General features: G+C 43.2%; 11 protein-coding genes. 5 read left to right on the top strand and 6 right to left on the bottom strand.

Going from position 1 to position 13,317, the window contains the following annotated elements:
* Window positions 1-113 precede the first annotated feature (113 nt).
* The gene (locus tag AAA942_RS04270; protein ID WP_338218996.1) at window positions 114-1,142 is read right to left on the bottom strand and encodes a LacI family DNA-binding transcriptional regulator; all 1,029 of its coding nucleotides are present in this window, start codon (window positions 1,140-1,142) and stop codon (window positions 114-116) included.
* 334 nt (window positions 1,143-1,476) lie between these two features.
* Here AAA942_RS04270 and AAA942_RS04265 point away from each other — a divergent pair, with 334 nt between their 5' ends.
* The 4 genes from AAA942_RS04265 to AAA942_RS04250 all read left to right on the top strand — a co-directional run bounded on the left by AAA942_RS04265 (window position 1,477) and on the right by AAA942_RS04250 (window position 8,104).
* A complete protein-coding gene (locus AAA942_RS04265; RefSeq protein ID WP_338218995.1) occupies window positions 1,477-2,514 on the top strand; it encodes a SusE domain-containing protein in 1,038 nt (345 codons plus the stop codon).
* A gap of 95 nt (window positions 2,515-2,609) precedes the next feature.
* On the top strand, window positions 2,610-5,408 hold the full coding sequence (locus AAA942_RS04260) for an alpha-amylase family glycosyl hydrolase (RefSeq protein ID WP_338218994.1): 2,799 nt from the start codon (window positions 2,610-2,612) through the stop codon (window positions 5,406-5,408).
* An 18-nt stretch (window positions 5,409-5,426) separates the two neighbouring features.
* Complete coding sequence (gene fbaA / locus AAA942_RS04255; RefSeq protein WP_338218993.1) at window positions 5,427-6,488, top strand: class II fructose-bisphosphate aldolase; 1,062 nt, start codon at window positions 5,427-5,429, stop codon at window positions 6,486-6,488.
* Window positions 6,489-6,553: 65 nt separating this feature from the next.
* Window positions 6,554-8,104 (top strand): alpha-amylase family glycosyl hydrolase, encoded by a 1,551-nt coding sequence (locus AAA942_RS04250; protein ID WP_338218992.1) that lies wholly within the window; start codon window positions 6,554-6,556, stop codon window positions 8,102-8,104.
* 60 nt (window positions 8,105-8,164) lie between these two features.
* Here AAA942_RS04250 and AAA942_RS04245 read toward each other — a convergent pair whose 3' ends face one another.
* From AAA942_RS04245 to AAA942_RS04225, 5 genes are all read right to left on the bottom strand, one after another.
* Entirely contained in the window at window positions 8,165-8,812 is a 648-nt protein-coding gene (locus AAA942_RS04245; protein ID WP_338218991.1) for a hypothetical protein, read from the bottom strand.
* A 318-nt stretch (window positions 8,813-9,130) separates the two neighbouring features.
* Entirely contained in the window at window positions 9,131-10,117 is a 987-nt protein-coding gene (gene pfkA, locus AAA942_RS04240) for a 6-phosphofructokinase (RefSeq protein ID WP_338218990.1), read from the bottom strand.
* A complete protein-coding gene (locus AAA942_RS04235) occupies window positions 10,107-10,487 on the bottom strand; it encodes a methylglyoxal synthase (protein ID WP_338218989.1) in 381 nt (126 codons plus the stop codon). Before AAA942_RS04235 ends, pfkA begins: the two co-directional genes overlap by 11 nt.
* 122 nt (window positions 10,488-10,609) lie before the next feature.
* A complete protein-coding gene (locus AAA942_RS04230) occupies window positions 10,610-11,158 on the bottom strand; it encodes a GNAT family N-acetyltransferase (RefSeq protein WP_338218988.1) in 549 nt (182 codons plus the stop codon).
* On the bottom strand, window positions 11,158-12,282 hold the full coding sequence (locus tag AAA942_RS04225) for a pyridoxal phosphate-dependent aminotransferase (protein ID WP_338218987.1): 1,125 nt from the start codon (window positions 12,280-12,282) through the stop codon (window positions 11,158-11,160). Before AAA942_RS04225 ends, AAA942_RS04230 begins: the two co-directional genes overlap by 1 nt.
* Before the next feature lie 198 nt (window positions 12,283-12,480).
* Between AAA942_RS04225 and AAA942_RS04220 the strand changes: the two genes are divergently transcribed.
* A complete protein-coding gene (locus AAA942_RS04220; protein ID WP_338218986.1) occupies window positions 12,481-13,272 on the top strand; it encodes a hypothetical protein in 792 nt (263 codons plus the stop codon).
* The last annotated feature ends 45 nt before the right edge of the window (window positions 13,273-13,317 follow it).

The raw sequence follows: 13,317 nt of genomic DNA, 5'->3' as shown, positions 1-13,317 counted from the left end.
TACTAGCCAGTAAATCCCCATTTAAACAAAGGAAAAGGCCAAATTGAAAAGATTTGGCCTATTCAAACGTTTGCAACTTTTTCCTTAAAATCCCGAAAAAAAATTTAATTAATCTACCGAACTGAGGATTTTCTGATCAAAAGTTCGGTATCTAGCATGACCGAATCCTGAAATTGCTCTGCTGATTTTTTCTTTTCTATCAAATCCAAGAGAATCTCAGTGGCGGTTGCTCCCATTTTGAATCCAGGTTGAGCCACGGAAGAGAGCGTAGGGTCTATCATGGAGCAAAACTGCCAATTACTGAAACCGACTATTCCAACGTCCTCCGGGACTCTCATGCCTGCGGCTTTGCAGGCAAGCATGGCACCGACAGCGGCCATGTCGTTATTGGCGAAGAAAGCATCTGGTTTTTCTTTGAATGTGCTCAGGATTTCTGCTGTGATCTTCTGTCCCTCGTCATCGGTGCCATGGGTGCATTCTACCACCCAATCAGGATTATATTCCAATCCATGGTCCGTCAGGGCATCCTTATAGCCCCGGTGTCTTTCTTGGGATATCTTAAGGTTGGAAGGGCCTGCCAAATGAACAATTTTTCTATATCCTTGCTGAATCAGGTGCTTGGTGGCATCATAGGCTCCGCTGTAGTCATCTACTACTACATTTACGGTTTGGTCAAGGTTGGGAATGCGATCGAAAAATACTATGGGAAATCCTTTGTCCAGGAGGTTTTTGAAGTGGTCAAAGTCTGTAGTTTCTTTCGAAAAGCTGACCAAAATGCCGTCGATCTGATTGTCCATCATCGTCTGAACACTGGATTTTTCTCGGGCGATCATCTCATTAGTTTGAGTAAGGATAACCTTGTAACCTCTTGAATAGGCTACTTCCTCAATCCCGCTGATGACAGTAGAGAAAAAGAAATGTACCACTTCAGGAATGATCACTCCTATAGTAAACGACCTGCTCTTTCTTAGCGAAAGTGCGATTGCATTTGGTCTATAATTCATTTTTTCTGCCAACTCCTTGACTTTCCTTTTGGTCTCATCGCTGATACCGGGATAATCTTTCAAAGCTCTAGAAACAGTTGACGAGGACACATTGAGCTCCCTAGCTATGTCTTTGATGGTAGCTTGTTCTAATTTCATGAAAAATTGTACTTTTTGGAGTTTTGGGTTTACTGACTGAATTCTGGTACTAAGGTCGCTTTTCGCAATCGATTTAAAGCTATTTCTCTCAAAATAGAAAAAAAAGGATAATTCATTTTAAAAAAGTTGATGAATGCAAACGATACCGCAAACGTCTGCATAAAAAAAAGTTTAGTAGACTCATTTTTCCCTATTGCATCATCTCAAGTCCTATTTTAATTTCTACTTAAGATTCCAAAAATAAGGTTTGATTTAGCATTACCGTTCATCTCAAATTTGACTTTTGGAAATACAAAATGGTATTATTCAAAGTAAAACAATCAAACTCAGAATTATGAAAGTAGCTAGACGATTAAGTTGGGTAGTTGCAGCAATTCCCATGCTTTGGGCATGTGACAATTACGAAATGCCACCTGTCATTCCTCAGACAGGTGCTCAGTTGACCGATCCTGCAGGAGGGTCTTCACTTGTTCTTGAAAAAGAAGGCGCAGAGGAAGCAGTGATTTCCTTCACTGTCTCTGCAGCAGACTTTGGTACTTCCGGAGAAATCACCAATACACTGCAGATGGATCTTCCAGGAGCAAATTTTGCCGCTCCGGTCAACTTGGGAGAATCCAAAACCAATTTAATTGATGTAAATGTTGCGGAGCTCAATGAGGCCATCCTTGCTAAAGGTTTGCCTGCAGAAGTAGCTGCCAATGTGGAATTCAGAGTCCGTTCTTCCATCAACCTTCCATTGAGTCCGATTTTCGGGGAGACTACCACATTATCGGTGACTCCTTATGATGCGACTACGACTTTCCCAGTAATGTATGTTCCTGGAGACTATCAGGGATGGGATCCTGCCAATGAAATGACCGTCTTATATTCAGAGAATTTTGATAACAAATTCAAGGGATTCGTTCATATCATCGGAGGTAGCAGAGAATTTAAAGTCAATGAAACCAACAGCTGGGAAATCAACTACGGAGATGATGGAGCCGATGGTACTTTGGAGCGGGATGGTCAAAATCTCAAAGTCAGCGCTGATGGAACATACGAGCTCAACGTGGATTTGACTGCAAAAACCTACACCATTGGTCCAGTAAGAAGATGGGGAATCGTAGGTGATGCCACCGCAGGCGGTTGGGATACCGACACTCCGATGAATGTATTTGACAAGGCCACCAATCAGCTGAAAATCACTGCTGATCTGAAAGTGGGAGCTTTCAAATTCAGAGCAAATAACAACTGGGATTTCAACTATGGAGGATCAAATGGTGAATTGAATGCCGGTGGTGATAATATTCAAATTTCTGAGGCAGGTAATTACACCATTACCCTATACTTTGGTCCAGAAGGCGTTGCTTCCTACACCTTGACCAAAAACTAATTTGAGTTTGGGTATTCACCTCAGTTACTCATAACTTATAACCGGCTTTTGGATTCTGAAATCTGAAAGCCGGTTATTTATTCCAATCGCTTCCCATGAAACCTTTCTATTCCTTTATTTTTAACCTTGCTTTTCTTCTGGCTTTCACCGGAAACCTTTTGGCTCAGGTGACTACAGAACCTACTGTTCCCAATGCCGGATCCTCTGTTAAAATCATCTATGATGCCACCAAGGGTACTTCGGGACTAATAGACTGTAACTGCGATGTCTATATCCATATTGGGGCAGTGACCGCAGGGCCTACTTCCACCACTTGGTCAATTGTCCCATTTCAATGGGGTACAGCCAATCCGGATGCAAAAATGGAGAAGGTCGAAGGGCAGCCTAATCTCTACACGTTTGAACTTACTCCGAATGAATTTTTTGATAATCCCAATGGATTGACGATTTACCGACTGGGAATGGTGTTCCGAAATGCCGACGGGAGCAAAGAAGGAAAAAACAGTGCAAATGCGGATATTTTCGTCGATTTAGCCCAGGGATTTTCCGTAGCATTTACTTCGCCCAATTCATCTAATGTCTCCCTCAATGCGGGAGAAACTTTCGATTTCAAAGCTGCATCCACAGAACCTGCTGATTTGAGTTTTGAATTGGATGGAGTCAAGGTAGCTGAAGCCAAAAACGCAGATGAGATAGCCTATACCTTTTCAGCTACTTCTCCTGGAAATTATCAGTTGACAGCCAAAGCAGTAAAAGGAGATCAATCCGATACGGAATCTGTCAATATTGTAGTTTTTGCCCCTTCGGAGACCGCTCCTTTACCTTCTGGAGCTCGTCTAGGGATCAATTATCTTTCAGATACAGAAGTCATTTTAGCCCTTCAGGCCCCAGGAAAGAACATCGTCCATGTGATCGGTGATTTCAATGACTGGCAAATTCTTAACGAGTATCAAATGAAAGTCACTCCTGATGGAGAGATTTTTTGGCTGAAACTGGAGAATTTAGTACCTAAAAAAGAATACATTTTCCAATATCTGGTAGACGGAAGTATCCGAATAGGAGATCCATACGCTGATAAAACATCAGATCCATTCAACGATCAGGAAATCATTGATCAAGGTAGATATCCGGGATTAATGCCTTATCCGGCAGGCAAAACCGAGTTTCAGGCTACTTATCTTCAAACGGCCCAGGACAAGTATGCTTGGAAAAACCTTAACTACGAGCGTCCCGCTCCTGAAGAGTTGGTGGTATATGAACTTCTGGTCAGAGATTTTGATGAAAAGAGAACCTACAATGCCGTAATTGACCGACTGGATTACCTGGAGGATTTGGGAATCAATGCCATCGAACTGATGCCAATTGGAGAGTTTGAAGGAAACCTTTCCTGGGGATACAATCCATCTTTCTTTTTCGCTCCTGACAAATACTACGGAACCAAAAATGACCTTAAGCGACTCATTGATGAGGCGCATGGCAGAGGTATTGTTGTGATTTTGGATATGGTGTTGAACCATGCTTTTGGTCAAAACCCCATGGTAAGACTCTATAATGATGGCGATTACGGCGCACCTACACCTGATAATCCATGGTTTAACAGAGAAGCAACACACCCCTTCAATGTGGGCTATGATTTTAACCACGAAAGTATTTACACCAAGGCTTTTGTAGATTCAGTGAATAATTATTGGTTGACCGAATACAAATTCGATGGATTCCGATTTGACTTGTCTAAAGGTTTCACCCAAGTCAACAGTGGAAGTAATGTGGGTATCTGGTCGCAGTATGACCCAAGCCGGGTGGCTATTTGGAAAAATATTTACGACCGCATCAAAGCCAATCATCCGGAGGCTTACGTGATTCTGGAGCACCTAGCTGACAATTCCGAAGAAACCGAATTGGCCAACTACGGAATGATGTTTTGGGGAAATATGAATGGAACCTCCCGGAATCTGGCCAAAGGCTCCAATGACAACATGGAATGGGCCTACTACAAGCGAAGAGGGTGGAACAGAAGCAATCTCATCGCGTATCAGGAATCCCATGATGAAGAACGAGTCATGTGGGAAACCCTCAATTTTGGAGGCACCAGTCCGATCAACCTCAGGGTATTGGAGAATGCCGTAAACCGAAATCAGATCATGACCGCTTTCTATTTTGCGATTCCGGGGCCGAAAATGCTCTGGCAATTTGGAGAATTTGGCTATGACTTGGAGTTGAACAATGATCGATTGGGAATCAAACCTACCCGCTGGAACTATCTGGATGATCCGGAAAGACAGCGCTTGTATAAGCTGTATCGAGAAATGATCAAGCTCAAAAAGAACTATCCGGTTTTTAACAATCCTACTCAGGCAAGCCTTAATCTTGGTCCGACTCTCAAGCAGATTTACCTGTATCACCCTGAGATGGATGTTTTCCTTTTTGGAAATTTTGACGGAGTAACAGTAGGAAATGCGCAGATCCAGTTTCCAAAACAAGGGAAATGGTACAACTATTTCACCGGAGAGGAACTTAATGTCACTTCCCCTCAAATCACCTTGGGTTTGAGACCAAACGAGTTTTACCTCTTTACCGATCAGCCGCTTCCAAAGCCGGAAGACGGAATTTTGCAAGAGGATTTTGTGACTTCAGTTCCGGAGCCATTTACAAATGGGGATTTTAAAATTTATCCCGTTCCTTCTCAAAATTCGATTACAGTGGAGCTGCCCGAAGACATGATACAGGCCAATTACCGTGTGGTGGATATGGCCGGAAGGGTTCTTTTTGATGGACAAACCTCCCCGAATGAGCGTATTTTAGACTTTGATCTAAAGGGAATTAAGGCAGGGATTTATATCTTTGAGGCGTTTGATACCAAACGCGTGTTGCACAAACGCTTCATAAAAAATTAACCTAACCTATCTCAAATTATGAAATTTAAGCCTGGAGTAAAGTTCGGGAATGAGCTAAGAGACCTTTATGCTTATGCTAAGGAGAACGAATTCGCTTTTCCAGCTGTCAATGTAATCGGCACCAACTCAGTCAATGCCGTATTGGAAACAGCGAAAAAGGTAAACTCTCCCGTCATTATTCAATTTTCTAACGGAGGCGCTCAGTTTTTTGCAGGAAAAAGCCTTCCTAATGACAAGCAGCAGGCAAGTATTGCCGGTGGAATCTCCGGTGCCCACCACGTGCACCAAATGGCCGAAGCCTATGGTGTACCGGTGATTTTGCATACGGACCATGCTGCTTTGAAACTATTGCCTTGGATCGATGGACTTTTGGATGCCGGTCAGGCCTACTATGCTACCCATAAAAAGCCTTTATTCAGCTCGCATATGCTTGACTTATCTGAAGAGCCTTTGCACGAAAACGTGGAGATTTCCTGCAAGTACTTCGAGAAGCTGGCCAAATTGGAAATGGCGATCGAGATCGAACTTGGGGTGACTGGCGGAGAAGAAGACGGAGTGGACAATTCTGACGTGGACTCCTCCAAGCTTTACACTCAGCCAGAGGAAGTAGCCTATGCCTACGAGCATCTGAAGAAAATCAGTGATCTGTTCACCATTGCGGCCGCTTTTGGAAATGTGCACGGAGTGTACAAGCCGGGAAATGTGAGCTTGAAGCCGATTATTCTGAAAAACTCTCAAGAGTATATCAACAAGAAATTTGGCACCACCGGAAAGCCTTTGAATTTTGTCTTCCATGGTGGCTCCGGTTCATCTGTCGAGGAAATCCGGGAGGCGAATAGCTACGGTTCCATCAAGATGAATATCGATACCGATATGCAGTGGGCTACTTGGGAAGGAATTCTCAATTATTACAAGAAAAATGAAGGCTATCTTCAAAGCCAATTGGGTAATCCTGAAGGACCAGATTCTCCAAATAAAAAGTACTATGATCCAAGAGCTTGGCTTAGAAAAGGAGAAGAGAACTTCGTGAAGAGACTGGAGTTGGCTTTTGATATGCTCAATGCGATCAATAGAAACTAATCAATCTTAGAATTCTGTGAAAAAGTCACTTGCTGCAGGTGACTTTTTCTTTTACCCATCTTACTATGAAAAAACCCTTATTAACCCTTTCTCTCTTGAGCCTAACTGTACTTTTTGCCTGCGAAAAAAAGGAAGCTCCTGAAGTCAAAAATTACTGGCCTCAGGCTGGTGTCACCTATGAGATTTTTGTTCAGTCCTTTTACGATTCCAACGGAGACGGAATCGGCGATTTCAATGGAGTTACCCAAAAGCTGGATTATGTGAGGGACTTAGGGGCCAATGCCATTTGGTTTATGCCGATTATGCCTTCTCCGACCTATCACAAGTATGATGTGACAGACTACAAAGCGGTACATCCGGACTATGGCACGATGGAGGATTTTAAAAGGCTATTGGAAGAGGCCCACAAGCGGGATATCAAGATTGTGATTGACATGATTATCAACCATACCTCTACCGAGCATCCATGGTTTCAGGAGAGTAAATCCGGAAGAGACAATCCTTACCGGGATTACTATGTTTGGGCACAAAAGGACACGATTGCTGCTTTCTTGGACAAAAAAGTCATTACGCTTGATTCAGACAATATTCGACAGTGGCACGATCCGGGACTGGGTGAAGATTACTATTATGGGTTTTTCTGGGGAGGAATGCCCGATCTGAATTTCGACAATCCCAAGGTTCGTGAAGAGATTTATGACATCGGCCGATTTTGGCTGGAAGAAGTAGGAGTAGATGGATTCAGGCTGGATGCAGCCAAGCATATTTTCCCAGATGATCGTCCGCTGGATAATCATGAGTTTTGGAAAGAGTTCCGATCAAAAATGGAAGCCATCAAGCCGGATGTGTATTTGGTAGGAGAGGTGTATGACAAAAAGGAAATAGTGGCTCCTTACCTTCCCGGACTTCCGGCCCTGTTTAATTTTGACTTTCACTATACGCTCATCGAAGCCTTAAACACGGAAAACGGGATGCTTTTGGCGGAAAAGCAAAAGGAGGTTTTGGACTTTTATCAGGGGATTACTCCAAGCTTTATTGACGCTACCTTCTCCTCCAATCATGATCAGCCACGCCTGCTCAATGACTTGAAATCCGATCCGGATAAATACAAGCAGGCAAGTGCCATCCTACTTACCATGCCTGGTGCTCCTTATTTGTATTATGGAGAAGAAATCGGAATGTTGGGATTGAAGCCGGATGAGCATATCCGTGAGCCCTTCCTTTGGGATGCTAAGGAAAAAGATACAGGTCGAGCTTCTTGGATTGAATCCAAATATTCAACCGATAAAACGGTCACTCCTTTGGCCCAACAGCTGAACGATTCCAAAAGCTATTTCAATCACTACAAGGAATTAATTACCCTAAGAAATACACACCCAGCTTTGGCTTTGGGTCAGCTGGAACTTCCGGAGTCCGGTTTTGCTCCCAGCGTAATGGCCTATTTCCGAAAGACAGCTGGACAGGAGATTTTTGTCGTGCACAATCTGGGTAAAGAGGAAGTTGAGATTACTTTGCCTGAAGGGTACAAGGAGGTGATTTTTGGATTGGGAGATGGAGTAAATGTATCCGGAAAGCTGACACTGGGAGCGAATGCTTCTCGGGTTTATCTAAAATAGTTTTCTTTAAAAATGGAAAAGAGGCTGGATCTCAAATTTGGAACCAGCCTCTTTTTTTGATCAGAATCTTTTAGCAGCCGCTATTCCCAGATTGAGGAAATGGCCATCTCCAATTGATTCAGCAAAATACATGAGCGTGGCTTCAGGTCTAAATCTCCAATCTCCGTCAATTTTCACCTCCATACCCAAGTTTAATTTTACCAGTCCGTCATCAAAATTGGCTTCGCTGCCAAAGGGATACATATAACTCGGTGTGGCATTGATCAAAAAGTTTTCGCCGATTGGAAAAGTCAGGATAAAGGAGGGTTCAGCCATCCAATTGGTGTCAAATTCGTCGAAGACTATCCCAAATGGAAGGTAAAAAGCAAATCTTCCGGTTTCATTGGAAAACTTTGGCCCAAAAGTAAGGTTGTTGAAGCCTTCTCCTTCACCTTCTTTCAATCCCAATCGATCATAGCGAACTCTAATTTCAGTTTTGTCACTTAGACCTAGTCCTGCCATCAAACCAAAAATATTAAGGACGCCATCCCTCTCTCCTTCAAATCCGGCACTGGTGGAAGTGTACCATGCTACCGCCTCTACTTTTCCCTTTCCTACCGACTCGGCATTTTGGAAAGTGGAGGTAAATTGGGCAAATCCTTTTTCTACAAAAGAGAAAAGGATAAGCAAAACCAATAAACTGATCTGTACTATTCTGTGATTTTTCATGACTTTTTTGTCAGAGTTTTGAGTGCTGACCCCGCACTTTTTGGTGGATTGAAAAATGGAATAGGGAATAGTTCGCTAAACCCTCAGCAATTTTAATTGGGATTTCTCAGAAGGATTTTTTGAAAAAGCTAAGTCGGAGAAAAGAAATGGCTGTTTTTAATAAAAATAGTAACCTTGCTTTCCAAATTATTGAAAATCAGGAAAAAGTATCCCTTCTGGATTTTTGCTAATTGATTTCTTAGAAAAAGATCAAGTGAAATGAAAAAAGAAAAGAGACCTTTTGTGGGTCTCTCTTCAAAATTTTTAATTAATCAAATATTAGGTAGAAAGGATATTGGCGACTCTCAAGTCCTCCTCATCTACTTCCTTGTCTCCAACGACCGCTTTTACTATCGGAGTGTAAACCAATTTGTTATTGATTAAGCCTGCCATCACATCGTACTTGCCCTGCATTAAGCCTTCTACAGCAGCCACGCCAAGCTTGGATGCAAGAAGTCGGTCAAAGGATGTGGGGGCGCCTCCTCTTTGCAAGTGGCCTAAAATCGTCACTTTGATATCATAGTAGGGAAGGTGTTTCTTGACTTTATCGGCAATCTCCTGGGCGGAACCACTCTTTCCCCCTTCAGCTACGATCACAATATTGGAGGTTTTTTTAGCCTTGGTTCTGGATTTTAGCTTTTCAACCAGCGTTTCCACCGGAGTTTTTCTCTCGGGAATCAAAATGGAAGCCGCAGCACTTCCAATACCTGCATTGATTGCAATAAATCCAGCATCTCTGCCCATTACTTCTACAAAGAACAGTCGATCGTGGGAAGTAGCAGTATCTCTGATTTTATCAATGGCCTCGATGGCTGTGTTGCATGCCGTATCAAATCCAATCGTTGAATCTGTACCAGATAGGTCATTGTCAATGGTGCCAGGAAGCCCTACTGCAGGTATTCCGTATTCCTGATAGAACAAATGTGCACCGGTCAGGGAACCGTCACCTCCGATCACTACCAAGGCATCAATACCATGGCTTTTCAGATTATCGTAAGCTTTTTTCCTTCCTTCTTTGGTTCGGAATTCATCACTCCGCGCAGATTTTAGAAAGGTCCCGCCTCGTTCCAATACATGGGTGATGTTTTTGGAATCCAGCTTTTTGATATCGTTTTGGATCATCCCTTCGTAGCCTCGGTAGATCCCGTACATTTCCAATCCGTAATAAAATCCTGCCCTGACGGCAGCACGAATAGCGGCGTTCATTCCCGGAGCATCACCTCCTGAAGTCAAAACGCCTATCTTTTTGATACTTTTAAGTTCCATAGGTTTGTGTTAAGGCTTTAAACATCAGCTCTGCTGAAGCAGGGTTTGTGGCCAAAGGGATATTGTGCACATCACATATCCGCATGAGCATCTGCACATCAGGTTCATGGGGGTGCTTATCCAAGGGATCACGGAAAAAGATCACTGCGGCCAACTGCTTTTCTGCTGCCATGGCGGCGATTTGGGCATCCCCGCCCATTGGTCCGGAAAGGAGTCGATTTACTTCAAATCCTGCCTTTTCGATGTGCTTTCCAGTGGTGCCCGTAGCTACCAAGTCAATTTCAGCACTATGCAGAGCCTCGCGAAATCCGCTTAAAAAGTGAACCATGTCAGCTTTTTTGCCATCATGGGCAATGAGAGCGATTTTCATAAATAGGGGTAATAGGTACGGGTCAAAGTTAGGGAAAATTCCATTTTTCAATGTTTTCAGAAAAGATTAATGCTTCTTTTCTAATTCCATTTCAAAAGCAAAAATCCAAACAAATTGTTTCCTTATCGATTCTCTCTTGGCCATTCTCCTTTCAAAAAGCTATAATAAATAGTATCCCTACGCCTTCCTAAAATCATTTGGGTATGGCTGCGCAAAATTCCTTCTTCCTTGGCTCCCAACTTGATCAAAGCCTTTCTTGCCGATTGATTCAGCACATCAGTTTTGATCTCCACCCGCTCCAAATCCAAGGTGTCAAAACAATAATCCAACATCAAGCCTTTCATTTCCCGATTGATTCCGCTGCCATGGAATGATTTTCCCAGCCAAGTCCAGCCGATTTCCAATCTACTGTCTCTTGGCGAAAAATTTCCAAATGCAGTGGCTCCGGCTACCTGATTTTTCTCTTTATCGAAAACCACAAATTGAAGTCTTTCCTCTGCAAAATGAGGTTTAGCCCAAGCCTCAAAATCCTCAGGGATACTGAGGTCATGCGTGAAATAGGTCCACAGGCTCGCAGGTAAAGTGATTTCCTGAAGCAAAGGAAAGTCCTGCCTGGTCATAGGACGAAGCAGGACTTTTTCATTTTCCAAAATCAAATCGCGGGGTACCATCAGCCCAGTACTTCCCTAATCGCTTGATTGTATAGAGTCACTTCCTCGATGGTTCCGGTAGAAATTCTGCACCAATCATTTAGAGGAGGGAAAGGACGGCCTATGATAAATCCTTTTTGAGCCATGGTTTTATTAAGCTCGACAATGTCTCTTCCGGATTGGAAAAAGACAAAGTTGGCATGGGATTCCAGATAGGGAAGCTTCAACTCATCCAAGGTCTGAGTCAGCAATGCTTTAGCCTCTTTGTTTTTTTGAAGGGCAAATTGGTAGAATTCCTTGTCCATCAGGGCTGCTTTTCCTGCCTCGATAGCCATGATATTGGTATTGGCTACCACCCGGTCTTTCAACTTATCTGCCAATTCGGGCTTGGCTATTAGATACCCAAGGCGGATCCCTGCCAGTCCATATACTTTGGATAGTGTGCGTGACACGACCACATCGTGTCCTTTTTTCACCAGTTCTACCATGGATGGGTAATTGGGCTCGGTGATGTAGTCATAGTAAGCCTCATCGCTGAAAACCACCGCTCTCTTGCTTACAGTTTCACAGAAATCCATGACTTTTTGTGCAGGAAGGAGTTTTCCTGTCGGATTGTTGGGGTTACATAGGAACACTAGGCGAGTTTCGTGGGAAACTCTCTTTTCGATTTCCTCCAAATCAAAGTCCAGATCCTTGTTCAAAGGAACCCAGTTGATCTCTGTTCCCCATAGCTCAGCATACTCCATCATTGAGAGGAAAGTAGGAGCACAGGAGATGATTTCTCCTCCCCGTCCAAAGGTAATTCCGGCTACTTTCAGGCCTTCAGTAGATCCGGCAACAGGTACGATATAGTTTTCCGGAACCCCTTCTTTTTCAGCGATCATTTTGACGAGGGAGCTATTGTAGGCCCAGGGATACCGGCATCCATTATCAAATGCACTGACCATGGCTTGCCTCATTTTTTCAGATGGTCCATAAGGATTTTCATTGGAGCCAAGTCGAATAGGACCGGCCAGAGGCCTTGGGTTAAACTTGCGGATTTCCTCTGCACTTAGAGAGGAGGCAATCCCCGAAGCTCCCAAGAGTGCCAACCCACTTCCCAAAGAGGCTGATTTCAGCCAAGCTCTTCTTGATATTTCTTTCATGGTTTTATGGTTTTGATTGGCAAAATACTAAGCTTTTGCCAAGGATGTTAGAAAAATTACATTTTTGGCAATACTTTATTTACATTCTATTTCGATGGGAAATATTGCTCAAAAAATATTTTTATTCTGAAAATTCCGTTTTTGCAGAATTATTTTTTAAATTATCTCTAGCACAATAAACCCTTAACCCCTTGAATTATGAAAAAGATACTCATGCTCTTGGTTGTTGGGTTGCTCTGGGCGGGTGTGACTCGCGCTCAACAAACTCAATACATGGTGTTCGATTTTATCAAAGTGGAAAAAGACCAACTCTTTGATTACATCGAATTCAAAGACCTTCTCGAAAAGGTTTACCGGCAGGCTTTCAATGATAAAGTGATTAATGGGTGGGATTTTTGGTCGCTTCAAAATGGGGCCGATGGTGGTGATTTTCAGTACATCATGGTGACTTATTACAACGATCCGGTGAAGATGATGAATGGAATTGCCGACGAAGAAATGATTCAATACACCAAAATCGCTTATCCCCATCTTTCGGACACACAAGTAAGACAGCTTTTCCAGCAATCTCTCACCATGCGTGAATTGCCCATGAGGCTTTACATGAAGGTATTGGCTGCCACTGAAGATCAATTCCAGTTTAAGCAGGGAGTGTTGGCTTCATTTGACTTAATGAAGGCAGTAGAGGGCCGATATGGAGATTATGAAAAAGCTGAAATTGAAGTATTCAAACCCATACACCAAAATAGAATTGATCGTGGGCTGATGGGGCATTGGAGCTTTCTGAGATCTGCACTACCTTTGGGTTCGGAAGCTTCTTCCACCCATCTCACTGTAAATCTGTACAAGGATTACATGCAGTTTTTCAACGCTCAGGCCTATGAGGATATGAATCAGACCGATGAGCAGAGAAAAGCTGTCAATGAAGGATTAAGCTCTCGTGATCAAAAATGGATTTACCTTGCCACTTTGGAAAACGTAGTTAGATAGCAAGTCCGGTCGACTCGCGCTACAGGGCCTCGATTGAGGCCTTTT

The organism is Algoriphagus sp. oki45, assembly GCF_036245605.1.
Lineage (GTDB): Bacteria > Bacteroidota > Bacteroidia > Cytophagales > Cyclobacteriaceae > Algoriphagus.
The sequence above is the reverse complement of the archived record's forward strand: the minus strand, read 5'-3'. Positions and strand labels throughout refer to the sequence as shown.

Coding starts and splice junctions, on each gene's coding strand:
- AAA942_RS04270 (WP_338218996.1), bottom strand. CDS start 1,142: ATGAAATTAGAACAAGCTACCATCAAAGACATAGCTAGGGAGCTCAAT.
- AAA942_RS04265 (WP_338218995.1), top strand. CDS start 1,477: ATGAAAGTAGCTAGACGATTAAGTTGGGTAGTTGCAGCAATTCCCATG.
- AAA942_RS04260 (WP_338218994.1), top strand. CDS start 2,610: ATGAAACCTTTCTATTCCTTTATTTTTAACCTTGCTTTTCTTCTGGCT.
- fbaA (WP_338218993.1), top strand. CDS start 5,427: ATGAAATTTAAGCCTGGAGTAAAGTTCGGGAATGAGCTAAGAGACCTT.
- AAA942_RS04250 (WP_338218992.1), top strand. CDS start 6,554: ATGAAAAAACCCTTATTAACCCTTTCTCTCTTGAGCCTAACTGTACTT.
- AAA942_RS04245 (WP_338218991.1), bottom strand. CDS start 8,812: ATGAAAAATCACAGAATAGTACAGATCAGTTTATTGGTTTTGCTTATC.
- pfkA (WP_338218990.1), bottom strand. CDS start 10,117: ATGGAACTTAAAAGTATCAAAAAGATAGGCGTTTTGACTTCAGGAGGT.
- AAA942_RS04235 (WP_338218989.1), bottom strand. CDS start 10,487: ATGAAAATCGCTCTCATTGCCCATGATGGCAAAAAAGCTGACATGGTT.
- AAA942_RS04230 (WP_338218988.1), bottom strand. CDS start 11,158: ATGGTACCCCGCGATTTGATTTTGGAAAATGAAAAAGTCCTGCTTCGT.
- AAA942_RS04225 (WP_338218987.1), bottom strand. CDS start 12,282: ATGAAAGAAATATCAAGAAGAGCTTGGCTGAAATCAGCCTCTTTGGGA.
- AAA942_RS04220 (WP_338218986.1), top strand. CDS start 12,481: ATGAAAAAGATACTCATGCTCTTGGTTGTTGGGTTGCTCTGGGCGGGT.